Origin of the sequence: Pseudomonas sp. GM78 (genome assembly GCF_000282475.1) — a bacterium.
In the GTDB taxonomy this organism is placed as follows: Bacteria; Pseudomonadota; Gammaproteobacteria; order Pseudomonadales; family Pseudomonadaceae; genus Aquipseudomonas.
The window spans coordinates 78,385-103,234 of the sequence record NZ_AKJF01000063.1 but is presented as its reverse complement, the minus strand read 5'-3'; the positions used below and the strand labels follow the sequence as shown (position 1 = coordinate 103,234).

23 protein-coding genes and 1 pseudogene are annotated in these 24,850 nt (G+C 59.1%); 9 read left to right on the top strand and 15 right to left on the bottom strand.

Translation table 11 applies throughout. The features are described 5' to 3' along the window. The coding region (locus tag PMI35_RS35230; RefSeq protein ID WP_238543153.1) for an RHS repeat-associated core domain-containing protein at positions 1-641 on the top strand (641 nt) is incomplete at its 5' end. 198 nt (positions 642-839) lie between these two features. Here PMI35_RS35230 and creD read toward each other — a convergent pair. From creD to creB, 3 genes are read right to left on the bottom strand one after another with little or no spacing between them, the layout of a single operon-like run. After that, entirely contained in the window at positions 840-2,210 is a 1,371-nt protein-coding gene (gene creD / locus PMI35_RS22890; RefSeq protein ID WP_008057142.1) for a cell envelope integrity protein CreD, read from the bottom strand. 51 nt (positions 2,211-2,261) lie between these two features. After that, complete coding sequence (creC, locus tag PMI35_RS22895; RefSeq protein WP_008057141.1) at positions 2,262-3,695, bottom strand: two-component system sensor histidine kinase CreC; 1,434 nt, start codon at positions 3,693-3,695, stop codon at positions 2,262-2,264. Next, complete coding sequence (creB, locus tag PMI35_RS22900) at positions 3,695-4,372, bottom strand: two-component system response regulator CreB (RefSeq protein ID WP_008057140.1); 678 nt, start codon at positions 4,370-4,372, stop codon at positions 3,695-3,697. The genes creC and creB overlap by 1 nt, the downstream gene beginning before the upstream one ends. Before the next feature lie 179 nt (positions 4,373-4,551). Between creB and PMI35_RS35225 the strand changes: the two genes are divergently transcribed. Next, positions 4,552-5,415, top strand: coding sequence for an RHS repeat-associated core domain-containing protein (locus tag PMI35_RS35225; RefSeq protein WP_008057139.1), 864 nt, complete (start codon positions 4,552-4,554; stop codon positions 5,413-5,415). Between the two features lie 35 nt (positions 5,416-5,450). On the opposite strand, the pseudogene PMI35_RS35830 reads toward PMI35_RS35225, so the two are convergent. After that, a pseudogene (locus PMI35_RS35830) lies at positions 5,451-5,573 on the bottom strand (ATP-dependent zinc protease); the annotation flags it as partial. Between the two features lie 84 nt (positions 5,574-5,657). On the opposite strand from PMI35_RS35830, the gene PMI35_RS35220 reads away from it, so the two are divergent. After that, a complete protein-coding gene (locus PMI35_RS35220; RefSeq protein WP_008057138.1) occupies positions 5,658-6,539 on the top strand; it encodes an RHS repeat-associated core domain-containing protein in 882 nt (293 codons plus the stop codon). An 84-nt stretch (positions 6,540-6,623) separates the two neighbouring features. Here PMI35_RS35220 and rloA2 read toward each other — a convergent pair whose 3' ends face one another. Further along, entirely contained in the window at positions 6,624-7,130 is a 507-nt protein-coding gene (rloA2, locus tag PMI35_RS22905; RefSeq protein ID WP_008057137.1) for a retropepsin-like aspartic peptidase RloA2, read from the bottom strand. Between the two features lie 165 nt (positions 7,131-7,295). On the opposite strand from rloA2, the gene PMI35_RS22910 reads away from it, so the two are divergent. Further along, positions 7,296-8,183 (top strand): acyltransferase, encoded by an 888-nt coding sequence (locus PMI35_RS22910; RefSeq protein ID WP_008057136.1) that lies wholly within the window; start codon positions 7,296-7,298, stop codon positions 8,181-8,183. A gap of 1 nt (position 8,184) precedes the next feature. On the opposite strand, the gene PMI35_RS22915 is transcribed toward PMI35_RS22910, so the two are convergent. Beyond that, on the bottom strand, positions 8,185-8,790 hold the full coding sequence (locus PMI35_RS22915) for a DUF2780 domain-containing protein (RefSeq protein ID WP_008057134.1): 606 nt from the start codon (positions 8,788-8,790) through the stop codon (positions 8,185-8,187). 218 nt (positions 8,791-9,008) lie between these two features. Between PMI35_RS22915 and PMI35_RS22920 the strand changes: the two genes are divergently transcribed. From PMI35_RS22920 to PMI35_RS33740, 4 genes are all read left to right on the top strand, one after another. Then, the gene (locus PMI35_RS22920; RefSeq protein ID WP_008057133.1) at positions 9,009-9,599 is read left to right on the top strand and encodes a fasciclin domain-containing protein; all 591 of its coding nucleotides are present in this window, start codon (positions 9,009-9,011) and stop codon (positions 9,597-9,599) included. Between the two features lie 55 nt (positions 9,600-9,654). After that, positions 9,655-10,278: a sigma-70 family RNA polymerase sigma factor gene (locus tag PMI35_RS22925; protein WP_008057132.1), complete on the top strand. Its 624-nt coding sequence runs from the start codon at positions 9,655-9,657 to the stop codon at positions 10,276-10,278. Further along, entirely contained in the window at positions 10,275-10,949 is a 675-nt protein-coding gene (locus tag PMI35_RS22930) for an anti-sigma factor (RefSeq protein WP_008057131.1), read from the top strand. Before PMI35_RS22925 ends, PMI35_RS22930 begins: the two co-directional genes overlap by 4 nt. Positions 10,950-11,034: 85 nt before the next feature. Further along, positions 11,035-12,078: an RHS repeat-associated core domain-containing protein gene (locus PMI35_RS33740; protein ID WP_008057130.1), complete on the top strand. Its 1,044-nt coding sequence runs from the start codon at positions 11,035-11,037 to the stop codon at positions 12,076-12,078. Between the two features lie 74 nt (positions 12,079-12,152). On the opposite strand, the gene fdhA is transcribed toward PMI35_RS33740, so the two are convergent. The 8 genes from fdhA to PMI35_RS22970 all read right to left on the bottom strand — a co-directional run bounded on the left by fdhA (position 12,153) and on the right by PMI35_RS22970 (position 22,226). Further along, on the bottom strand, positions 12,153-13,352 hold the full coding sequence (gene fdhA, locus PMI35_RS22935; protein ID WP_008057129.1) for a formaldehyde dehydrogenase, glutathione-independent: 1,200 nt from the start codon (positions 13,350-13,352) through the stop codon (positions 12,153-12,155). 200 nt (positions 13,353-13,552) lie between these two features. Beyond that, positions 13,553-14,410, bottom strand: a complete 858-nt coding sequence (gene purU, locus PMI35_RS22940) for a formyltetrahydrofolate deformylase (protein ID WP_008057128.1) — start codon at positions 14,408-14,410, stop codon at positions 13,553-13,555. Positions 14,411-14,563: 153 nt separating this feature from the next. Then, a complete protein-coding gene (locus tag PMI35_RS22945) occupies positions 14,564-15,196 on the bottom strand; it encodes a sarcosine oxidase subunit gamma (protein WP_008057122.1) in 633 nt (210 codons plus the stop codon). Between the two features lie 131 nt (positions 15,197-15,327). Continuing rightward, positions 15,328-18,345: a sarcosine oxidase subunit alpha gene (locus PMI35_RS22950; RefSeq protein WP_008057120.1), complete on the bottom strand. Its 3,018-nt coding sequence runs from the start codon at positions 18,343-18,345 to the stop codon at positions 15,328-15,330. Beyond that, complete coding sequence (locus PMI35_RS22955; protein WP_008057118.1) at positions 18,342-18,671, bottom strand: sarcosine oxidase subunit delta; 330 nt, start codon at positions 18,669-18,671, stop codon at positions 18,342-18,344. Before PMI35_RS22955 ends, PMI35_RS22950 begins: the two co-directional genes overlap by 4 nt. A 14-nt stretch (positions 18,672-18,685) precedes the next feature. Continuing rightward, positions 18,686-19,936, bottom strand: a complete 1,251-nt coding sequence (locus PMI35_RS22960; protein ID WP_008057117.1) for a sarcosine oxidase subunit beta — start codon at positions 19,934-19,936, stop codon at positions 18,686-18,688. A gap of 24 nt (positions 19,937-19,960) precedes the next feature. Next, positions 19,961-21,214: a serine hydroxymethyltransferase gene (glyA, locus tag PMI35_RS22965; RefSeq protein ID WP_008057116.1), complete on the bottom strand. Its 1,254-nt coding sequence runs from the start codon at positions 21,212-21,214 to the stop codon at positions 19,961-19,963. A gap of 283 nt (positions 21,215-21,497) precedes the next feature. After that, positions 21,498-22,226: a TraX family protein gene (locus PMI35_RS22970; RefSeq protein ID WP_008057115.1), complete on the bottom strand. Its 729-nt coding sequence runs from the start codon at positions 22,224-22,226 to the stop codon at positions 21,498-21,500. Positions 22,227-22,359: 133 nt separating this feature from the next. On the opposite strand from PMI35_RS22970, the gene PMI35_RS22975 reads away from it, so the two are divergent. Next, on the top strand, positions 22,360-23,400 hold the full coding sequence (locus PMI35_RS22975; protein ID WP_008057114.1) for a threonine aldolase family protein: 1,041 nt from the start codon (positions 22,360-22,362) through the stop codon (positions 23,398-23,400). Between the two features lie 142 nt (positions 23,401-23,542). Here the strand turns inward: PMI35_RS22975 and gbcB are convergent, their stop codons facing one another. Next, entirely contained in the window at positions 23,543-24,643 is a 1,101-nt protein-coding gene (gbcB, locus tag PMI35_RS22980; RefSeq protein ID WP_008057113.1) for a glycine-betaine demethylase subunit GbcB, read from the bottom strand. Positions 24,644-24,850: the final 207 nt, after the last annotated feature.

Genomic DNA, 24,850 nt, shown 5'->3' with positions numbered 1-24,850 from the left:
GCCTGCTCGGGTTTAACGGCGAACTACCGGACCCGCTGACTGGGTGTTATCACTTGGGCAATGGGTATCGGCAGTTCAATCCAGTGTTGATGCGGTTTAATCGTCCGGATAGTTGGAGTCCGTTTGGGGAGGGTGGGTTGAATGCTTATGGGTATTGTGGGGGGGACCCGAGGAATAGGAGAGATCCGTCTGGACATCGTGGGGAGATAGTAAAATTCTTGAGATCGTTCTTTAAAAAGGCGCCGACGAAGCCTAAAACCAAAAACTCAGTATCAGTAGTATTAGCCAGCAGCGACGACATTTCGACCCCAGGTAAAAGACCTAGTTTCTCCTTCTCGGCGCCACATAACACCGTGGAGCAATTAAAATCTAATGACAATCTCTTAGACGTTAGAAGTGATCTCCATTTATTTGAGCCAAATTCATCCAGTAAAAATCTGCAAAAGGCACAATCTATTTCAAACGAATCTTTGGATCACCTGCCAATCATGAGCAAGCACGGGCGGATTAAAAACTATGAGGTCCGAGATCCTGAAAAAGCATCACAAAGGAAACTTCAAAGGCAGATTGATCAACGCATGGAGGAGTTTTCTAACGAGCCGGACCCTAATCGATTCTTGTACAGGTCCGGCGGATTCTGACTTGCTCTAGGTTATCACGACTGGAATGGCCACCTGGCTACACGCTCAGGTGGCCAGCCAGGCTTTCAGTGCGGCGACGGTTGAGGTGAGTTGACCGTCGTCTCGCGGGCAAGGCTCGCTCTAAAGAAAACAAAAAGGCAATCCGTTCCGCCAACACTTGCCCTTCCCGCTGATCCTCCCGCAACCCCAACGACCGGCTCATTCCACCACTCCAGCATCAAACGCCATTGACTTCCCCGCCCTCTGCCCAACCCCATACCAATCCAGCTTGCGCGTCAGCACCATAAACACACCCAACAGTCCAAACAACAACAACGACCCCATCAACAGCGCATAATCCTCGGCACTCAACAATCCATAAAGCAGCCCATACAAGGCCGCCAACCCCGCCGAAAAACTCAAGCCATGACGCACACTGCGCAGCACATGGCAGACATAGAACCCGATCAACAACACACAACCACTGGCCGACAGCAGATACGCCAGGGCAAAGCCGATGTGTTCGGACAGCGACAACAGCAGCAGGTAGAAAAACGCCAAGGCCACCCCCACCAACGCGTACTGCACCGGGTGCACCGCCAGGCTTTTCAATACTTCAAACAAGAAGAAACCGGCGAACGTCAGGACGATGAACAACAGCGCATATTTGATCGCCCGGTCGCTTTTCAGATACTGGTCCACCGGATCGATGAAGCTCACGCCGAAGCTGCGGCTGGAAAACGCTTCACAACCGCCACGGGACACGCAGCTGCCCAGGATCTCTTGCAGGTTGGTGGAGAAAAACGACGTCTGCCAATGGGCGGAGAAGCCCTGATCGGTGATGTCGCGCTGTGCCGGCAGGTAGTTGCCGATGAAGCTGGGATGCGGCCAGTTGGCAGCCAGCGAGACTTTGCTGGTCTTGCCTACCGGCAGGATCTGCAGCTGGCCGGTGCCTTGCAGCTTCAGGTCGAAGCCGAACGCCAGTTCGGTGGCTTGCGTGGCGTCCAGCGCCGGCAACGTCACGTGGACGCCCTCGCCCAGCCAGCCGACCTGACTGCCCGGAACGAAGTCCAGCTTCTGGCCATTCAGTTCGAGTTTCAAGGCATTCTCGATGCCGCGAATGTCGCTGATGCCGACCGCAAGAAATGGCTGGTCGAATTGATAATCGGCGAAGTCTTCCTTGATGCCCAGTTGTGCCGGCAGTGAAAAATGGCCACTGATGCGGTTGTCGGCATGGAACAGACGCGCCTGATAAATGCCGCGCGAGCGCAGTTCGGTCTGCACCTGGCCATCGAGTTCGAAGCGCTCCGGCAGAAAGTACAAACGGCCGCGCTCTTCACCGATTTCCTGATAACGCTCATTGGTTTTTTCGTGGGTCTTCCAGGTGCGCACCACTTTGCGATAGGGCACCACCATCAACGGCCCACTCAGTTGCTGGCTGTAACTGGAGCTGCGGGCGATATCTTCGAGCACACCGTCGCGCAGTTGCTGGCGGTCCTCGATCACACCGCTGATCATCAACAGCGGGATCAGCAACAACAGAATCAGCAGGGCGATTGCCCCGAGTTTTAGGGTCAGGCTGCGGTTCATGGGACTCTCCCTGTTTGGATGGGGAGAGTCTGGGTTGGCTGTGTGGGGGCTTTATGAGGGGAATATGGAGAATATGTGGAGACTGACTTCCACCCCACCTTCGACATTGCCAATGCTCATTTTCCCACCATGCAACTTGACCACTTCCTCGACAAAATTCAGCCCCAACCCGGTGCTTTTGCGCCCGCTGTCCGGTCGCGGCAGCGAGTAGAAACGCTCGCACAGTCGTGGCAATGCATAGTCGGGAATCGCCTCGGCCTGGTTAAAGAGTGTGAACTCGATCTGCTCGCCAATCTGCTTTGCACTGAATCGCAACACGCCCTCTGCCGGGGTGAAATCCAGTGCGTTCTCCAACAGATTTCCCAGCGCCTGCCGCAATAGAAACGGCTCACCAGTCAACGTCAGGTCCCGTGGAATGGTTTGCTCCACGCGCAGTTCTTTGCCTTCGATACGCGCCGCTTGAGCGACTAGCAACTCATTCACCAAAGCAGCCAAGGACACATCTACGCGCTCCTCAAGCCCCTGACGCTGTTCAACCTGCGCCAGATTCAACAAGCGCTCGATCAACTGCTGCATCCGCGCACTTTCGTTGTCGATGTTGCTGACAAAGCGCTGCCGTTGAGCCGACGGCATCTCACCTTGCAGCAGCTCCGCCGCGCCACGAATCGCCGCCAGCGGACTTTTCAGCTCATGGGTCAGCGTATGCACATAGCGCTCGACATAGGCCTTGCCTTCGAGCTGCGTGCGCATCTGTTCCACCGCCGTCGCCAGTTGCTCCAGTTCGCCGCCGCGATAATGCGGCACCTCGACCCGCCGGCCCTCGCTCACGGCCTGGGCATAAGCGGTCAACCGTCGCAGCGCCCGGCTCAGCCACCAGGACAACAATGCGCCGAACAACAGGCCGAGGCCGATCAGCGCGGCACCATAGGCGAGCAATCGTCGCTCCGTGCGATCCACGTAAGGCTGCAACGAGCTGTTGGGTTTGGCCACGGTGACCACACCGATGATCTGCCCGTTATCGCGAATCGGGGCACCGACGTGCATCACCGACGAGCTCGCATCATCTGGATCGCTACGGCTGGAGCGGGCGCCGTATTCACCGCGCAGGGTCAGGTAAACGTCGTTCCAGCGCGAGTAATCCTGGCCAACCGCCACGCCGCTGGAGTCGAGCACCACCCGGCCTTTGGCGTCGGTGACGTAGATGCGATGGTTGACCTGATTCTTCGACAGGCCCCAGATGTTCGCCTTCGGTTGCCGCTCGCCGTAGGCCTTGAGCAATTCGGGCCAGCGGTTCTGGTTAAGGGTGCCGGCCTTGAAGTCATCGCGCAGGATCTCGGCCATCAGGTTGGCGGTGTCGACCAGGGTTTCTTCGGTGGACTGGCGCACACCCGGGCGGATTTCTTCCATCACGGTGTTGAGTACGAAGTAACCGGTCAAGCCGATAAACAGCGCGTACACCAGAAAAATCCGGATCCCCAAAGGCATCAGCCTTGCCTCGGGTTATAGCTGTAGCCCAGGCCACGATGGGTCTGGATCGGCTCGGAATCGGCCTTCACCTGGCGTAATTTGGCGCGCACGCTCTTGATGTGGCTGTCGATGCTGCGCTCATAACCGGCGTCGGCGGCGACACCCAGCGCATCGAGCAATTGCTCGCGGCTGAACACGCGCTCGGGTTGTTCCAGCAGGCATTGCAGCAAACGGAATTCGTGGCGGGTGAGGGTCAGCAACTGACCGCGATAGCTGATCTGCACACGCTCGCTGTCGAGGCGAAACAGTGCTGACGGCTCCTCTACTGCGCGGGGTGCCATGCGCTTGAGAATCGCCCGAACCCGAGCCGCCACTTCACGGGGGCTGAACGGCTTGACCACGTAATCGTCGGCGCCGATTTCCAGGCCAACTACGCGGTCGATCTCGCCATCGCGGGCGCTGAGAAACATCACCGGTACTTCGCTGAACCGCCGCAATTGCTTGCAGGTTTCGAAGCCGCTGATGTCGGGCAGGCCGATGTCGAGGATGATCAGGTCTGCCGGGGTCTGACGCTGATACTCCAGCGCGGCCGCGCCAAGGGTCAGCCAGGCAGTGGTAAAGCCTTCGCCCTGCAAGGCGAAAATCAAGGTGTCGGCAATCGCCGCTTCGTCTTCGACAATCAGGATATGAGGCATGGCGTCCGAGCCTGGTGGTGGAGTGGGCGAACGGTGACTCAAGGCTGAATCGACGTCAATCCGACTGAGTTAAATCGCGGCGGGGTCTGTAGGACCTAGCAGATCTGATAGTAGGCAATGGCTGAAAAAGGACCGATGCTTAAAGTTCAGCTTTAAGGACCATATTCGGAGCTCAGCCGGTGCCTACTCAATCACGCAAAACGATACTGCTGGCAACCGATCAACAGCAGTCGGTGTTGAACGCCCTCGACGCGAATCAGCACCACCCGATTGCCTACACACCCTATGGCCACCGCCCAATGGAAAACGGTTTGCTCAGCCTGCTCGGGTTTAATGGCGAACTGCCGGACCCGCTGACCGGGCATTATCATTTAGGGAAAGGGTATCGGCAGTTCAATCCGGTGTTGATGCGGTTTAACAGTCCGGATAGTTGGAGCCCGTTTGGCAGGGGTGGTTTAAATGCTTATGCGTACTGCACGGGAAACCCCATAAACTGGAAAGACCCAACGGGTCACACCTTAGTACCCGCTAGCTTTTTTGACGAAATATTCGTGAACCTCTATAAATTCATGAAGGGACCGAAAAGTGAGCGATTTACAGACATCGTAATGACCACAGAACAACACTTTGGCGGAGCAGAAAAAATAAGAATGCTCGCAAACCATAAAAGCACACCCCCTGACGCACTCATTGCTCGGACTCTATCCAACAATAAAAAACCTACTTACTTCATTACAGAAAACCCTTCAGATATAGCAACAGGCATCAAGTATCTCAACAACGCTGATAAACATCTTCGAGACACCTTGGATGTAGTTACCACCAATACCGGTTTACTCAATCCAAAAAACCCGTACCTTAAACACCTGAATGAAACGGAAATAAGAAATCTAAAGGCTGACCTGCTCGCCCATAAAAATGAATTGGCACGAGTGATTTCCCACGTCTCATCCCTGCGCATTGAGGGCCCCAGCCGTGTCGCCGGAGACTTCAACGCAAAAGACTTTGTTGATACTGCGAACAGAATCAGAGACTCACGATAGGCCCACATAACGGTGAGTCAGTCATTAGCAATCGGGCTGCGCTCGGTGAGGTTGACCTTGACCGTGCCCAAGCACAACTCCAGATCGACCACCGGCCGTTTGGTGGGCGCGATCACTTCGCTGTCATCCTCGCCCTCTTCCGAGCGAGTCTTGATCTCCTAGCAGTTCTGATAGTAGGCAATGGCTGAAAAAGGACCGATGCTTAAAGTCCAGCTTTATGGACCATACTCGGAGATCAGCCGATGTCTACTCAATCACGCAAAACGATACTGCTGGCAACCGATCAACAGCAGTCAGTGTTGAACGCCCTCGATGCTAATCAGCCCAATCCCATTGCCTACACGCCCTATGGCCACCGTCCACGGGGAAACGGTTTGCTCAGCCTGCTCGGGTTTAATGGCGAACTGCCGGACCCGCTGACCGGGCATTATCATTTGGGGAAAGGGTATCGGCAGTTCAATCCGGTGTTGATGCGGTTTAACAGCCCGGATAGTTGGAGCCCGTTTGGGGAGGGTGGGTTGAATGCGTATGCCTACTGTTGGGGGGACCCTGTAAACTCAACCGATCCGACGGGGCATACACCAAAACTTATAAAATCATTTCTGAGAGCACTGCGCTTAATGAGGAAGTCCCCAACCAAAGTAGCGAAAAAAGCAGCATCAACAACCCGACACAGCAGCGCACATGCGCCATCTCCCCTTAATTCTCACAAGACCACTAACGTATCAACAACAGCAGCCAGTCACGGCAGCGTACCTGCACCACCTCCACTCAACTCTCCCAAGACCATTAACGAACTAACACCCAACGACTTAAAATCCGACGATATTAATTTAGATTTATTTTCCAATGCAGGTAACTCCAGACTACCGCCCAAACCAACTACCAGAACTCGCAACATTGATACTTCCGTACGCGCCGACACTAAACCGTTTCCACTAGCCAAGCGCCAATATGAAGATTTCTTAGACGTTTCCAATGCCACCGCGAATAATGCACCTATCGATGAACTGCTAAGCAACTACATTTGGTTAAGCGAAACGGCGGGACCATCGAGACTGACCAATAAATTGCAACACGCGCAAGAAAAAATAAGACGAAATTTATATAAACACCTAAATTAGTCCGTAGGCAGCGTAGAGAATTACAGGGATAAAAGCCAATTAACAATAAAACCGTTGACCGACAACAGCCGGCCATCTCATCTATCAACAATCCGGTTTATCCGCCGTAAAGCGCCGAGCCGGATTCACCGCAGCCCCAAACTCACGCAGCGCCTTGGCACCAATCAACAGCGGATAATTAAAGCTACTGCGATCAGTGAGGTTGACCTCGACCGTGCGTTTTACATTGCCCAGGCACAACTCCAGATCGACCACCGGCCGCTTGGTGGGCGCGATCACTTCGCTGTCATCCTCATCCTCTTCCGAGCGGGTCTTGATCTTGCTGATCCGCGCCACCTTGTGCTCGTAAACCTTGTTGCTCGCATCCTTGGTTGCCAGGCGGAAACGCACCCAGTCTTCACCATTACGAGTGAAGGTCTCGATGTCCTTGGCCGACAGCGATGCGGTCAGGGCCCCGGTGTCCATCTTGGCCTTGAGCACTTCGCCGCCGATTTCCGGCAGCGCGATGTATTCGTAGCGACCGTACAGGGTTGGCTCGGCGGCCATGACCGGCAGGGCAATGAGTGAAAGCAGTGCAAGAAGGGATTTCACGTACTGGGAGTCCTTGAAGGGTGGGCAGCGCAATTTTAGACCGTTGTCGAGCTGATCGTTCCCACAAGGTTAACAATGCAGAGGTGAAACATTCGTCACCCCCGATTTGGCCTGTCGCCCTAAGCTGCTTATCATGGCGCGCCCACACGCTTTCAAGAGTTGCTTATGCGCCGCCTGCTCACCGGCTGTTTCGTCACCCTGCTGCTGTCGCTCAATACCCTGGTCCTGTTCGGGCCGTTGATGGTGTTTGCCCTGCTCAAACTGATCCTGCCCGGTCGCTTTCGCGATTACGCCTCATGGGCGGTGATGTGGATCGCCGAGACTTGGGCCGAGATCGACAAGCTGATCTTCCGCTTGTGCATCCCCACCCAGTGGGACATTCGTGGCGGTGACGATCTGCGCACCGACACCTCGTATCTGGTGATCAGCAACCATCAATCCTGGGTCGATATCCCGGCGCTGATCCAGACGCTGAACCGGCGCACGCCGTTCTTCAAGTTCTTCCTCAAGAAAGAGCTGATCTGGGTGCCGTTCCTGGGCCTGGCGTGGTGGGCACTGGATTACCCGTTCATGAAGCGCTACACCAAGGCATTTCTGGCGAAGAACCCGGAACTGGCCGGCAAGGATCTGGAGATCACCAAACAGGCCTGCGAACTGTTCAGGCGCCAGCCCGTGACCGTGGTTAACTATCTGGAAGGCACTCGCTACACCACCGCCAAAAGCACCCAGCAGCAATCACCCTTCACCCACCTGCTCAAGCCCAAGGCGGGCGGCGTGGCCTTCGTATTGGCCGCGATGGGCGAACAGCTGGATGCCATTCTCGACGTCACCGTGGTCTATCCACAGCAAGCGATTCCGGGGTTCTGGGACTTGATCAGCGGCAATGTGCCGAGGGTCATCATCGACATCAAGACCCGCGAACTCGACCCGGCGCTGTGGCAGGGCGACTACGAAAACGATCCGCGGTTTCGCGAGAAAGTCCAGAACTGGGTCAACCAGCTCTGGAACGAGAAGGATCGGCGTATCGACGCGTTGCGCACCGAGCGCCGCTGAATCAGCTACCCGTGACGATGCCAGTGCCGATACTGTTAGTGCCAGTGCCAGTGCCAGTGCCAGTGCCAGTGCCCCAGATGCTGCCCAGGCTGCTCAGCAGGGAACCGCCGACGCCCTGCTGACCGAGGTATTGCAGGATCACCGGGGTAAACATCCCGATCATGCCGGTGTCCATGCCCAGGGCGCTGAAGGCGTTGTTCAGGTCATTGGTGTCCTTGACGTTGCCCAGGGCGTTATCCAGGCCTGCGGCCTTGCCGGTCGAACCGAGCAACCCGGCGAGCGCCCCCAGCTCTCCTCCACCCGAAAGAATGTCGATCCCCGGCACGCTTTTGGCCAGCTCCGAGTAATCGGTCGAACTCAGCTGATTCTTCGCCAACCCGAGCATCGCCCCGGCGCCGCCAACGGCTTGCTGTGGCGTGATGTTCAATTGAGTGAGCGCGCCCAGCAGGTCCGCCGTTTCCGCAGTCGGCGCGGCATCGGTCTCCGCATTGCCGCCCTTCATGCCGGAAATCGCATTGGCCGCATCGCTCAGGCTGAACTGGGCAAAGGCCGGACTGACCGCCAGGGTCATGAGCGATGCCAGTGCAAAACCGCGTGAAAACTTCATCCAGACATCCTCTGAGAAAACCGCCCGGCAATGGGCAGCGGAAACTGTCCATTGGACTGGTAACCCCCAACATTGTTCCCTCCCTCCCCCTGTAGGAGCGAGCATGCTCGCTCCTACAAGAAAATAATTTCCCGACACTGCATCCAGTCCGGACCCACGTCCGTATATCAAGCACGGACAGACATTCCTGGCCGATTCTCCACAAAAGGATCATCACCATGAAACGCACTTCGACCAAACCCCCGTTGCTTGCCAGCCTGCTGACCCTGGCCCTTGGCGGCTTCGCCCTGAACACCGTGCAAGCGGCAACCATGAGCCATGACAGCGTAATCGTCGGCGGCCAAAGCATGTGGCCGAGCAAGGACATCGTCGATAACGCGGCGAACTCCGCCGATCACACTACCCTGGTGGCGGCCGTCAAAGCCGCTGGACTGGTCGACACCCTCAAGGGCAAAGGCCCGTTTACCGTTTTCGCACCGGTCAATTCAGCCTTCACCGCCCTGCCCGCCGGGACCGTCGACACCCTGCTTAAACCGGAAAACAAGGCCACCCTGACCAAAATCCTCACCTACCACGTGGTCGCCGGCAAACTCGACATGGCCACCCTGGCCGGGAAGATCAAGGCCGGTGGCGGCAAGACCGAGCTCACCACCGTCGCGGGCGGCAAGCTATGGGCAATGATGAACGGCCCGCACAACATCACCATCAAGGATGAAAAAGGCGACGTCGCCGACATCACCACCTATGACGTGTACCAGTCCAATGGCGTGATACAGGTCATCGACAAAGTGCTGATGCCAAAAAGCTGACCCGCGCCACCGCCCCCGTGCATCGGGGGCGGTGGGATTGCCGAGGTGTTCGCCCGTGAATGGAACAGCCGCACGCTGTGAACTAACCTCTGGCCACACGCAACCCACGCCGATTGCCTGGAGAAGCGCTATCCCCACCGCCGACACCGATCAGCTCAGGCAGCTCCTGGCCCAGTGTTCATTGGGCGACCGCCGCGCCTTCGAGACGCTCTACCGCAGTGTCGGTCCACGGCTGCACGGTGTAGCCCTGCGCTTCATGGGGCGTCCAGACCTGGCCGAAGAAGTGCTGCAGGAAAGCTTCGTGCGCATCTGGCACAACGCCTCGCGCTATCAAGCGCATCTGTCGGCGCCGTTGACCTGGATGATCAACATCACCCGCCATCAAGCCATCGATCAATTGCGCAAACACCGCGATCGGCCCTTGAGCGATGTCGAAGAGCAAACGCTGGTGGATGAAAGTCCCTCGGCCGACGAACAGTTGAACAGCGTCCGCGAGGCCAGCGCCTTGAACCGCTGCCTGGACAGCCTCGAAGGCATGCAGCGCCAATCGATCACCGTCGCGTATTTTCAGGGCTTGTCGTGCGCCGAACTGGCCGAACACCTGGCGGCGCCGCTGGGAACGGTGAAATCCTGGATCCGCCGCGGCATGGAGCGCCTGCGCAGGTGCCTTGAATCATGAACTATCAAACCCCGACCCTGCGCCGCGCCCTCGCCGCCGACTACGCCATCGGCCTGATGCCCCCGACTGCGCGGCGGCGTTTCGAACAGTTGCTGCTGGAGGACGCGGCGCTGCGTGTGGAACTAGCGCAATGGCAAGAAAGCCTCGTAAGCCTGACCGATGCGCTACCCGAACAACCAGTGCCTGATCGGGTCTGGCAGGGCATAACGGCGCGCATCGAGCCGCAAGAGCTGCATGTACCGCAGAAACGCCCGTTCTGGAATTGGCTGCGAGTGAGCGTGGTGGTTTGCTCGCTGATCATCGCCGTGACCCTGGGTGTGATTTACAACCGTGACGAGGCCCGTTACAGCGCCACGCTGGTCAGCGCCGACGCACAGCCAGCGCTGAGGGTTCGCGCTCATGAGAATTACCTGCAAGTCGAACCGCTGACATTGGCGACCATCGATCCGGGGCGCAGTCTTGAGCTGTGGGCGATTCCGGCGGATGGCAAACCGATTTCCCTCGGTGTGATTCCGGCGGGTGGGAAAGGCAAGGTCGAGCTGAACGATGCGCAGAAAGCCCTGATAGGTAAGCCAATTGCGCTGGCGGTCAGCCTTGAACCCAGGGGGGGGTCACCGACGGGGCAGCCGACGGGCCCCGTGCTGTATCAAGGAGCGTTGGCAACACTGTGACACTATCAGATCTGCCAGTAGCCAGTTTTGGTTGGTTGCGCCACAGTTAATCCTGAATCGAAGAGCTCATTCAGGACGCCCGGCCATGCTGCCCAACCTCAAGACCTTGCTCTGCAGCTACCGCTACGACCCGCTCGACCGACTGGTCGACTCCACTCCGTCGGCGCAATCCGTACTCCAACGCTTCTACCTGAGAGATCGCCTTGCCACCGAGATTCAGGGCGTAGCGCAGTGCTCGATCATGCAGCACAACGATCAACTGCTGGCACAGCAAGAGCGTCAGGGCAGCACAAATGCGGAAATATCCCTGCTTGCCACCGATCAAAAGCGTTCGGTGTTGAATGTACTCGACACAACTCGACTCAATCCCCACGCCTACACGCCGTATGGTCACCGCCCTGCGACAACCGGTTTGCTAAGCCTGCTTGGCTTCAACGGCGAGCGACCGGATCCCGTGACGGGGGGGTATTTGCTGGGGAATGGCTATCGGACGCTTAATCCGGTGTTGATGCGGTTTAACAGCCCGGATAGTTGGAGTCCATTCGGCGAAGGTGGGTTAAATGCGTATACGTATTGCGTAGGGGATCCGATTAATCGAAGTGACCCAACGGGTCATCTTGGAAACCCATTCAAGGGATTGTTGAATTTGCTAGGACGGACACCTAGACGAGTCCGAGCGAATCGAGCCTATGATGCAGCGGTTCAAACTCCCATCGATACCTCAACACCCCGACTGGAAGAGGCAACTCGGGGGGCGCTACCTTCCTATTCAGAAACATTGCCTTTCGGTCATTTTAGTGTTGTGTCACAACAGGAACTCGCTGCTCCACCAACTGCGTACTTTCAAAGTACAACAACCCTGAGTAATCCACTCGGCAATAGCTTGCCATCTCAGGTACGTTTCAGTAGCAGCACACCTAATTTGGAGTCGCCCCCACCGTATTTCGCAGAACAATTACCAATGCGTCAGCAGGTACGACCAAATAGCCAACTTGACATTGACATAGCTCATCGTCAACGGATACTGGATAACATCCAAGGAATTCCAAATGAACAAATCGGATCTAGCACCCGAGAAACACTTGCACGTTTAAACAATAGTATTGATCGGATACGGCAGGGTCGTTAAATGCTGGCACAAGTGACCAGACCGTAGATATCAAAAGGGCGACATGACGTCGCCCTTTTGAAACTGCAATACTCTTACGCCGCACTAAACAACTTATGCGGATCAATCACAAACTTCTTCGGCACACCCGCATCAAACTCGCCATACCCTTCCGGCGCCTGATCCAGGCTGATTACCTGCACACCCACCACTTCAGCAATGTTGATGCGGTCCCACATGATCGCCTGCATCAGCTGGCGGTTGTATTTCATCACCGGGGTCTGGCCGGTGTGGAAGCTGTGGGATTTTGCCCAGCCCAGGCCGAAGCGGATGCTCAGGCTGCCCATTTTCGCGGCGGCATCGACAGCGCCCGGATCTTCGGTGACGTAGAGGCCGGGGATACCGATTTTGCCGGCAACACGCACCACGCCCATCAACGAGTTGAGCACGGTGGCAGGAGCCTCGTGCTTCACGCCGTCATGGCCGTGGCCGCGGGCTTCGAAGCCTACGGCGTCGATGGCGCAATCCACTTCAGGCTCGCCCAGCAGTGCAGCGATTTGCTCGTGCAACGGGGTGTCGAGGGACAAGTCGGCGATTTCGAAACCCTGGGCCTTGGCGTGGGCCAGGCGCACGGTGTTGACGTCACCGACGATCACCACTGCTGCGCCCAGCAGGCGAGCGGATGCGGCGGCCGCCAGGCCGACCGGGCCGGCGCCAGCAATGTAGACGGTACTGCCTGGGCCGACACCGGCGGTCACTGCGCCGTGGTAACCGGTCGGCAGGATGTCGGAGAGGCAGGTCAGGTCACGGATTTTTGCCATCGCGCGATCGCGATCAGGCAGTTTCAGCAGGTTGAAGTCGGCGTACGGCACCATCGCGTATTCAGCCTGGCCGCCGGTCCAGTCGCCCATGTCAACATAGCCATAAGCACCGCCCGGGCGAGCCGGGTTAACGCTCAGGCACACGCCGGTGTGCATTTCCTTGCAGGAACGGCAGCGCCCGCAAGCCACGTTGAACGGTACGGACACCAGGTCACCGATTTGCAGGTTTTCGACGTCGCGGCCCTTCTCGATCACTTCACCGGTGATCTCGTGACCCAGCACCAGGCCGGTTTGCGCAGTGGTACGACCGCGCACCATGTGCTGGTCGGAACCACAAATATTGGTGGAAACCACACGCAGGATGACAGCGTGCTCGATCTTCCTGCCGCGCGGGTCCTGCATTTTCGGATAGTCGATTTTCTGTACTTCGACCTTGCCAGCGCCGAGATACACCACACCACGATTGCCAGACATGCTTTCACCTCGCTGTTGTTTTTATGGAACCGCGTTGCCCAGGCAGGCAGCGCGTTAAGTGCTCGGGTATAGATGCTGTTTCTTGTGTTGCCTGTTAGGGCCTCTTCGCTGGCAAGCCAGCTCCCACAGTGATTCGGGTGTACACAGAATCTGTGAACGACACAGAACCCTGTGGGAGCTGGCTTGCCAGCGAAGGCGATTTAAAGAACGACGGTTCTGTTGGCGTTCAAAAACACTCTTCTCTCGATGTGATAACCCACGGCCCGGGCCAGGGTCAGCCCTTCGATATCGCGCCCTTTGGCGATCAGATCTTCCGGGTAATGACTGTGATCCACCACCTCGACGCCTTGGGCGATGATCGGCCCTTCGTCCAGGTCGTTGTTGATGTAATGCGCCGTGGCACCGACCAGTTTCACGCCCTTGTTGTAGGCCTGGTGATAGGGTTTGGCACCCTTGAAACCGGGCAGCAGGGAGTGGTGGATGTTGATCGCCCTGCCGTCGAGTTTGCGGCACAGCTCCGGCGACAGGACCTGCATGTAGCGCGCAAGGATCACCAGTTCGGCGCCGGACTCTTCGATCACCTGCAAGACCTGACGCTCCTGTGAAGGCTTGTCGTTCGGGTCCAGGGGGAAATGGTAGTACGGAATCTGGTGCCAGTCGGCCAGCGGCTTGAGGTCCGGGTGGTTGGAGACCACGGCGACCACGTCCATCGACAATTGGCCGATGCGCTGGCGGTAGAGCAAATCGTTGAGGCAATGATCGGCCTTGGACACCATGATCACCACTTTCGGGCGGTGATGCGGTGGGGTCAGCTCGAAAATCATGCCGAAGGCTGCACCTCGCTCGGCAAGGCCTGCGCGGAATGATTGCTCGTCGAAGCCGTCAGGCTGGCGAAACTCCACACGAATGAAGAAACGCCCCGAGAGGCGGTCATCGAAGGAGTGGTGTTCGGTGACGTAGCAGCCCTGCTCAAACAAAAAGCGGGTCACCGCGTCCACCGTGCCGAGCACGCTGGGGCAGTCGGCGGTCAGGATCCATGTGTCTGGGGCGCGGCTCATAGTGCGGTGACTCCTTTTGTTATGGGCAACCGCTGCGCGGTTGTTCGCGGGCAAGCCTCGCTCCTACAGGTCCGCGTCGTACAAATTATTCGCGAACGACAAAACACTGTAGGAGCGAGCGGGCGGCGATCCGACTTGCCCGCGAAGGCGATCTCAAGCCTGAACGCTAAGGCCGAACTCGGCAGAAGCATCCTGCAACCACAACCACCAGTAATCCGAGAAGCTGCGACGGATCAGCAGTTCCCAGGTGTCTTCGGCGGTGTGGCGGATCACCAGTTGCGACTTGGCGAACACCGTACCGACCGCCTTGCCCACCGGGAAGTTGTTGGGATGCACGTCATAGCTGGTGGATTTCATCAGCACCTGGCGCACGTTCGGGCCGCTCAGTTCGAGGATCTGCTGGCCACCGCTGACGTTGACGATCTGGATGTGCAGGTCGCCCAGCGCCTTGCGCAGTTTTTGCTCGGCGGCGAACTCTTCACCGGTCGGCACGATCAGCAGCCATTCATCCGGCCCCATCCATTGCAGGCTGGTTTCGCCTTTGACGATGACAGTCAGCGCGCCCGGCAATTCGATGCCCAGGGCCTTGTGTACGCCCGCGGCGAACGCGGCATCGTGGCCATCGCCACGAATAGTCAGGTGGCCGAGGAGTTTTTTCTCGCGCACGGTCACACCTGCGCTCTTGCGACCCTTGCCCACCAGGCTGGCGAGGTCGGCGTGATGAAGCGACGACTCGGCCTTGGCCCCATTGGTTGGGCGTTGTTGGTAAACATTGGCTGCGGTCATAAAGCACCTGTTCCTGAATTCTGTGTTCCCTGTGGGAGCTGGCTTGCCAGCGATGGGAGCGACGCGTTTTGCCTGATACACCGCGTTATCGTTCATCGCGGGCAAGCCACGCTCCCACAGGTACTGTGGTGTTATACGTTCTGGCGTTCGCCTTTCGGATCGAAGAACACCGAAGAAACGATTTCCGCCTCGATCACGCTGCCGTCCGCCAATGGCGCGAACACACGTTCGCCCATGCGGTTCAGGCCGCCCTTGACCACGCCCATGGCAAACGAATAGCCCAGGGAGTTGTGCAGGTAGCTGGAGGTCACGTGACCGACCATGGTCATCGGGATTGCCTGCTTGGTGTTGAACACCAGTTGCGCACCTTCCGGCAGCCACTTGTTCGGATCGATCGGCTTCAGGCCCACCAGCTGCTTACGCTGATCACGCACGCAATCTTCACGGTTCATGCCACGCCAGCCGATCCACGAGAACGGTTTGGTGCGACCGACACACCAGCCCATGTTCAGGTCGTCCGGGGTCATCGAGCTGTCAGTGTCTTGACCGACGATGATGAAGCCCTTCTCGGCCCGCAGTACGTGCATGGTTTCGGTGCCGTACGGGGTCAGGTTGTACTTCTTGCCGGCGTCGACGATTTTTTCCAGCACGCCCATGGCGTAGTCGGCTTGCACGTTGACTTCGTACGACAGCTCACCGGTAAACGAAATCCGGAAAATCCGCGCCGGCACGCCACCGACCAGGGCTTCTTTCCAGGTCATGAACGGGAAGGCTTCGCTGCTCAGGTCGGCGTCGGTGACTTCGCTGAGCAGCTTGCGGCTGTTCGGCCCGGACAGGGTCATGGTTGCCCAGTGATCGGTCACGGAAGTGAAGTACACCTTCAGCTCTGGCCATTCAGTCTGCGAGTAGATTTCCAGCCATTGCAGCACGCGTGCAGCGCCGCCGGTGGTGGTGGTCATCACGAAGTGGTTGTCGGCAAGACAAGCAGTTACGCCGTCGTCGAAGACCATGCCGTCTTCTTTGCACATCAGGCCGTAGCGGGCCTTGCCCACATCGAGCTTGGTCCAGGCGTTGGTGTAGATGCGGTTGAGGAACTCACGTGCATCCGGGCCCTGGATGTCGATCTTGCCCAGGGTCGAAGCGTCCAGCAGGCCGACGCTGTCGCGCACGGCTTTGCATTCGCGCTTCACTGCCGCGTGCATGTCTTCACCGGATTTCGGGAAGTACCATGGACGTTTCCACTGGCCAACATCTTCGAACTCGGCGCCGTTTTTCAGGTGCCACTGATGCAGGGCGGTGTAGCGTACCGGCTCGAAGATGTGCCCACAGTGACGACCAGCTACCGCGCCGAAGGTCACCGGCGTGTAGTTCGGACGGAACATGGTGGTGCCCATCTGCGGGATGGTCACGTTCAGCGAACGGGCGGCGATGGCCAGGCCGTTGACGTTGCCGAGCTTGCCCTGATCGGTGCCGAAGCCCAGCGCGGTGTAGCGCTTGACGTGCTCGACCGATTCGAAGCCTTCACGGGTCGCCAGTTCGATGGCGGCGGCGGTGACGTCGTTCTGCAGGTCGACGAATTGCTTCGGCGCCCGTGCGGTGTTCTTTTCGTGCGGCACCTGGAACAGCGCCAGGGTCGGCTCTTCCAGACGCGCCAGGGCTTTTGGCAAGGTCGCTTCGACCGCACCGAAACCGGCTTCGCTGGCAGCGCGCACGCCACCTTCAAAACCGTCGGCCAGGGAATCGCCAAGACCGTAGACGCCGTTGATGCCACCGACGCACACGCGTTTCTGCGGTGCTTCGCCCGGTACGAAACCGAGGATGTCTTCACGCCAGATCGGCTTGCCGCCCAAGTGCGAAGCCAGGTGCACCACCGGGCTGTAACCGCCGGAACTGGCGACGATGTCGCAGTCGAGCCATTCGCCAGGGCTGGTGACCTTGTGGCCTTTGACATCGATCGCCGCCACGCGGGCAGCGGTCACGTGTTTGCTGCCACGGGCCTCGATCACGGCGCTGCCGGTGAGGATGCGGATGCCCTTGGCGCGCGCTTCTTCCACCAGCGCACCACGCGGGTTGCTGCGGGCGTCGGCGATGGCCACCACTTGCAGGCTGGCATCGAGCCAATCCAGGGCAACGCGGTAGGCGTGGTCGTTGTTGGTCGACAGCACCAGCTTCTTGCCCGGTGCCACGCCGTAGCGGCGCACGTAAGTCGAGACAGCGCCAGCCAGCATGTTGCCCGGCACGTCGTTGTTGCCGTAGACCAGTGGACGCTCGTGAGCGCCGGTCGCCAACACCACACGCTTGGCGCGAACACGGTGGATGCGCTGACGCACCTGACCAATCGGCGCGCGGTCGCCGAGGTGATCGGTGAGGCGCTCGTGAATGGTCAGGAAGTTGTGATCGTGGTAGCCGTTGACCGTGGCGCGCGGCAACAGCAGCACGTCCGGGGTGTTCTTCAGCTCGGCGATGACGCCGGCAACCCACTCGGTCGCAGGCTTGCCGTCGAGGCTTTCGCGGGAGTCGAGCAGGCTGCCGCCGAACTCTTCCTGCTCATCAGCCAGGATCACCCGGGCACCGCTGCGCGCAGCCGCCAGTGCAGCGGCCAGGCCTGCAGGGCCGGCGCCGACGATCAGCACGTCGCAGTGCTGGTTCATGTAGTCGTAGGTGTCCGGATCGTTCTCGGTCGGCGAGCGGCCAAGACCGGCGGCCTTACGAATGTACTTCTCGTAGGTCATCCAGAACGATTGCGGGTACATGAAGGTTTTGTAGTAGAAGCCCGGCGGCATCAGCTTGCCGCCGACCTTGCCGAGAATCCCCATCATGTCGTTGTTCACGTTTGGCCAGCCGTTGGTGCTGGTGGCGACCAGGCCCTGGTACAGCGCTTGTTGCGTGGCGCGTACGTTCGGGATCTGCGTGGCTTCGGTGGCGCCGATCTGCAGCACCGCATTCGGCTCTTCGGCACCGGCGGCGTAGATGCCGCGCGGGCGGGAATACTTGAAGCTGCGACCGATGATGTCGACGCCGTTGGCCAAAAGTGCAGCGGCCAGCGAATCGCCTTCGAAGCCTTTGTAGCTCTGGCCGTTGAAGGTGAACGTCAGGACTTTGTTGCGGTCGATCCGTCCGCCGTTGGACAGGCGATTGATCTGGCTCATACCTTCTCTCCCAGAGCCGTGGTGGCCGCTTTCGGGCTATCGGTCTTGTCGGTGAATTGTGGCTTGGTGCCGATCTTGTAGGTTTCGAGAATCTCGTAGGTCACGGTGTCGCGGGTGACGTTGAAGTACTGGCGGCAACCGGCGACGTGATCCCACAGCTCGTGGTGCAGGCCGCGAGGGTTATCGCGGAAGAACATGTAGTCGCCCCACTCCTCGTCGGTGCAGCTGTTAGGGTCCAGTGGACGCGGGATGTGCGCCTGGCCGGATGCGTGGAATTCCTCTTCGGAGCGCAGTTCGCCGCAGTGAGGACAGAAGATATGCAACATGGGGATTTCTCCTGTTAGTGGGCAACCGCAGCAGCGCCGTGTTCATCGATCAACGCACCGTTGTGGAAACGGTCGATGGAGAAAGGTGCGGCCAGTGGGTGCATTTCGCCCTTGGCCAGGCTTGCGGCAAATACGTTGCCCGAGCCAGGTGTTGCCTTGAAGCCACCGGTACCCCAACCGCAGTTGAAGAACATGTTCGGCACCGGGGTTTTCGAGATGATCGGGCACGCATCCGGGGTGGTGTCGACGATGCCGCCCCACTGACGGTTCATGCGTACGCGGGACAAGACCGGGAACATCTCGACGATGGCCTGGACGGTGTGCTCGATCACCGGGTACGAACCACGCTGGCCATAGCCGTTGTAGCCGTCGATACCGGCGCCGATCACCAGGTCGCCCTTGTCGGACTGGCTGATGTAACCGTGTACGGCGTTGGACATGATCACGCTGTCGATAATCGGCTTGATCGGCTCGGACACCAGCGCTTGCAGCGGGTGCGATTCGATCGGCAGACGGAAACCGGCGAGCTTGGCCATGTGCCCGGAGTTACCGGCGGTCACTACGCCGACGCGCTTGGCGCCGATGAAGCCCTTGTTGGTTTCCACGCCGATGCACACACCGTTTTCCTTGCGGAAACCGATCACTTCGGTCTGCTGGATCAGGTCCACGCCCAAGGCGTCGGCGGCACGGGCAAAGCCCCAGGCCACGGCATCGTGACGGGCCACGCCGCCGCGACGCTGGACGGTGGCGCCCATCACCGGGTAGCGGGTGTTCTTGGAGCAGTCGAGGTACGGAATCTCGTCGGCTACTTGTTTGGCATCGAGCAGCTCGCCGTCGACGCCGTTGAGGCGGTTGGCGCTGACCCGACGCTCGGAATCACGAATGTCCTGCAGGGTGTGGCACAGGTTGTAGACGCCACGCTGGGAGAACATCACGTTGTAGTTCAGGTCCTGGGACAGGCCTTCCCACAGTTTCATCGCGTGTTCGTACAGGTGAGCCGACTCGTCCCACAGGTAGTTGGAGCGCACGATGGTGGTGTTGCGCGCGGTGTTACCGCCGCCCAGCCAGCCTTTCTCGACCACGGCCACGTTGGTGATGCCGTGTTCCTTGGCCAGGTAGTAGGCGGTCGCCAGACCATGCCCGCCACCGCCGACGATGACCACGTCGTAGACCTTTTTCGGGGTCGGTGTGCGCCACATGCGCTGCCAGTTTTCGTGGTGGCTGAGCGAGTGTTTGAAGAGGCCGAAGCCTGAGTAGCGTTGCATAGTCATTTACTCCAAAAACCGCGCTCAGCGATAAACCGGGAAGTCCGCGCACAGTGCCGATACTTGCTGGGCGACATTGGCCTCGACATCGGCATCGCCGAGGTTGTCGAGGATGTCGCAGATCCAGCCGGCCAGCTCGACGCACTGGGTCACCTTGAAGCCGCGAGTGGTGACCGCCGGGGTGCCGATGCGCAGGCCGGAGGTGACGAACGGCGACTGTGGATCGTTCGGGACAGCGTTCTTGTTCACAGTGATGTGGGCGCGACCGAGTGCTGCGTCCGCCTCTTTGCCAGTGAGGCCCTGACGGATCAGGCTGACCAGGAACAGGTGGTTGTCGGTGCCGCCGGACACTACATCGTAGCCGCGTTTGATAAATACGCCGGCCATCGCCTGGGCGTTGTCGATCACTTGTTGCTGGTAGGCCTTGAAGCCAGGTTCCAGCGCTTCCTTGAAGCACACGGCCTTACCGGCGATCACGTGCATCAGCGGGCCGCCCTGGGCACCGGGGAATACGGCTGCGTTGAGCTTCTTCTCGATTTCTTCGTTGGACTTGGCCAGGATCAGGCCGCCACGTGGACCGCGCAGGGTCTTGTGGGTGGTGGTGGTGACCACGTCGGCGTATGGCAGCGGGTTCGGGTACAGGCCGGCGGCGACCAGGCCAGCAACGTGGGCCATGTCGACGAACAGCAGCGCACCGACTTTGTCAGCAATCTGACGGAAGCGTGGGAAATCCAGAGTCTTGGAGTAGGCCGAGAAACCGGCAACGATCATTTTCGGCTTGTGCTCGACCGCCAGGCGCTCGACTTCGTCGTAGTTGATCAGGCCGGTATCGGTGTCGATGCCGTACTGCACGGCGTTGTACAGCTTGCCGGAGGACGAAACCTTGGCACCGTGGGTCAAGTGACCGCCATGGGCCAGGCTCATGCCCAGGATGGTGTCGCCGGCTTGCAGCAGAGCCAGGTAAACGGCGCTGTTGGCCGAGGAACCGGAGTGCGGCTGCACGTTGGCGTAGTCGGCACCGAACAGCTGCTTGGCGCGTTCGATGGCCAGCGCTTCAACCTTGTCCACGTGCTCGCAGCCACCGTAGTAGCGCTTGCCCGGATAGCCTTCGGCGTATTTGTTGGTCAGGCCGCTGCCTTGCGCTTCCATCACACGTTTGCTGGTGTAGTTCTCCGACGCGATCAGTTCGATGTGATCTTCCTGGCGTTGCTCCTCGGCATTCATCGCCGCCAGCAGTGCATCGTCGTAACCCTTGATCTGGTCTTGCTTGCTGAACATCGCGTCTCTCCCAGCGGCGGCGGTGCGCCATTCGTCTCGGTGAGGCACTGGCTTTTCGGCAGTGCCCTTTGATAGCGATGGTATGACCGGCTTGGAGTCGTCAAATGCCTACGCGCGCCACGCAAAGGTGCGTTTACGACATGCTGGGAAATGGCATGCCATACATGACCTTTGATCCTCCACAGATCCCTGTAGGAGCGAGCCTGCTCGCGATAGCGGCCTCACATTCAACATTGATGTCGGCTGACCCGCCGCCATCGCGAGCAGGCTCACTCCTACAAGGTCAGGCGATGACCTGTCGTAGTGCCAGCAACATGAGGAAATGCACGGGATACAGCGCATACGCCCAGCGCCGCATCGGCGGTGGTTTTACGTCATGGGCGTGTCGCAACAGGAACACCCCCAGCCATGGCGCAATCAGACAAGTAACGACAGCCGCCAGAGCCACGTGATTACCCAATCGAACGGAGTAATACAGCACCTGCCATTGATTGGCCGCCAGACAAACCACTCCCGGCAACAGCGCGAAATACCACGGTCGCTGGATCACCAGCAGCATTGCCAGCGGCAACATCACGCCGAAAAACCCGAACATCAGCTGTCGCGCAAACAGTGCCGCCAGCACGACGGCGCCGACTGCCAACAGACGCGCCGGCAGGGTCCGGTCCTGCCAGCCGCGCACCACCAACAGGCCTAGCGCCAGCGTGGGCATCACGTTCAACGTGTCGGGGTTGGGAATGAACATTCGGTAGGGTATTTCACTCACGGCGCTAAACATCAACAACCAGCCCAGATAGCGCCACTGCCCGTTGGTTGCCACCGCCGGCTTGCGCGCCAGATTGGCCGCCATCGCCAGGCAAAACCACGGAAAGGCCAGGCGTCCCGGCACATACAGCCAATCGGCGGAGTAGCCGACATATCGAAGGTGATCGAGCACCATGCTCAGCAGCGCCAGCCACTTGAGCAGATCCAGTGCACGGTCGCGCTGATTTAAGTGTGTAGCCATGTGCATAATTGCCCAACATCCTTGTAATGTTCTGACAGAGACATCCCGTGCGCGCCCCGGACGATCTTCGGTAAGGTGCGCACCATCATTGACCACGAGACGCTTCACCATAAGCGCCTCGACCACGGAAAGCAGGGCCATGACCGATAAGAGCCAACAATTCGCCAGCGACAACTATTCCGGCATCTGCCCTGAAGCCTGGGCTGCCATGGAACAGGCCAACCATGGCCACCAGCGCGCTTACGGTGACGACGAGTGGACCGCCCGCGCGTCCGACCATTTCCGCAAACTGTTCGAAACCGACTGTGAAGTGTTCTTCGCCTTCAACGGCACCGCCGCCAACTCATTGGCCCTGTCGTCGCTGTGCCAGAGTTACCACAGCGTGATCTGCTCGGAAACAGCTCACGTCGAAACCGACGAATGCGGCGCACCGGAATTCTTCTCCAATGGTTCCAAACTGCTGATCGCCCGCACCGAAAACGGCAAGCTGACGCCGGATTCGATCCGCGAAATCGCCCTCAAGCGCCAGGACATCCACTACCCCAAACCCCGCGTCGTGACCCTGACCCAGGCCACCGAAGTCGGCAGCGTCTACACCCCGGACGAAATCCGCGCCATCAGCGCCACCTGCAAGGAGCTGGGCCTGAACCTGCACATGGACGGCGCGCGATTCTCCAACGCTTGCGCGTTCCTCGGGTGTACGCCAGCGGACCTGACCTGGAAGGCCGGCGTCGACGTGCTGTGCTTTGGCGGCACGAAAAACGGCATGGCGGTGGGTGAGGCGATCCTGTTCTTCAACCACAAGCTGGCTGAAGACTTCGATTACCGCTGCAAACAGGCTGGGCAGCTTGCTTCAAAGATGCGCTTCCTGTCGGCGCCGTGGGTCGGCATCCTGGAAAACGACGCCTGGCTCAAATACGCCAACCATGCCAACCGCTGCGCGCAATTGCTGGCCGAACTGGTCAGCGACATTCCTGGCGTGGAATTGATGTTCCCGGTGCAGGCCAACGGCGTGTTCCTGCAACTGTCGGAACCGGCCATCGCCGCGTTGACCGCCAAGGGCTGGCGCTTCTACACCTTCATCGGCAACGGCGGCGCCCGCTTCATGTGCTCGTGGGACACCGAAGAAGAGCGCGTACGGGAATTGGCACGGGATATTCGGGAAGTGATGTCCCACTAAAACAGGGGTTCACACAAACTCTGTGGGAGTGAGCCGGCTCCGGGCGGCGTTCCGACGATGACGGAATCAAATCCAACATCAATGTTGGCTGATCCACCGCAATCGCGAGCAGGCTCGCTCCCACAGGTTTCTATAGCGTTTATCAGAACTCGATGCGCACATCGCCCTTCGGCACGCTGCAGCACGACAGGATGTACCCTTCGGCTTCGTCTTCCTCGGTGATTCCGCCGTTGTGCTCCATCTCCACTTCCCCGCCCAGTTTCAACACCTTGCAGGTACCGCAGATACCCATGCCGCAGGCTTTGGGAATCAGCAAGCCGACCTTGGCCGCCGCCGCATGCACGGTTTCGCCAGGCGCCACGCGAATGCTCTTGCCGGACGAGATGAACTCCACCTGGTGCAGATCCGCCACGTCGACTTCCGGTGCTTCGGCCGCTTGTTCGGCATGCTCCACAGCGTCGGCACGCGCCTCTGGCGGCGTCGCGCCGAAGGATTCCTCGTGATAACGCTTCATGTCGAAGCCCGCGGCTTCCAGCAAGCGCTTGACCGCATTCATGTACGGCGTCGGGCCGCAGCAGAACACTTCCCGCTCAAGGAAGTCCGGCGCCATCAGTTCCAGCATTCGGTGGTTGAGGTAACCGCGATAACCGGCCCAGGGCTCGCCCATGCCGTGCTTCTCGCAGATCAGGTGCAGGCTGAAGTTGTCGATCCGCGACGCCATGTGTTCCAGTTCGCGGTGGTAAATGATGTCCTTGGGCGAACGGGCGCTGTGGATAAACACCATGTCGACATTGCCGTTGGTGTCGTAGAACCAGCGCGCCATGGACATGACCGGCGTGATGCCGACGCCACCGCTAAGGTAAAGCACCTTTGGCGCGGTGAAGTCCATGGCGTTGAACAGCCCGACCGGCCCGTGCACCGCCAGCTCCTGGCCTTCGTGCAGGGTGTCGTGCAGCCAGTTGGACACCTTGCCGCCCGGCACACGCTTGATGGTTACCGAAAAGCTGTACGGCACCGACGGCGAGCTGGAAATGGTGTACGACCGCATGATCGGCTGGCCTTCGATTTCCAGCTCCAGGGTGACAAACTGCCCGGGCTTGAAGAAGAACATGATCGGCTGGTCGGCCATGAAACAGAAGGTGCGCACATCCCAGGTTTCCTGGATGACTTTGACACACCGGACGATGTGCCGACCATTGGCCCAGGTCTGGGTGGTTACCGGGTTCAGGAAGCTGTTGGACATGCTGATCTCCACGGCCGACTGTCGGCCTTCATGTTGGCGATTCTGCGTATAGCGCGAAACACCCATTTACCTATCTGCGACATTCACATGCTTATCGCGACCAGCCCCCAACGACCGGGGCTTGCGCGTCGGGAACAGATTGCACCATGTCGCCCATGGATAAGGTTCTGGCCAGCGCCGGCCCCACACTCGCCCCATACCAAGACA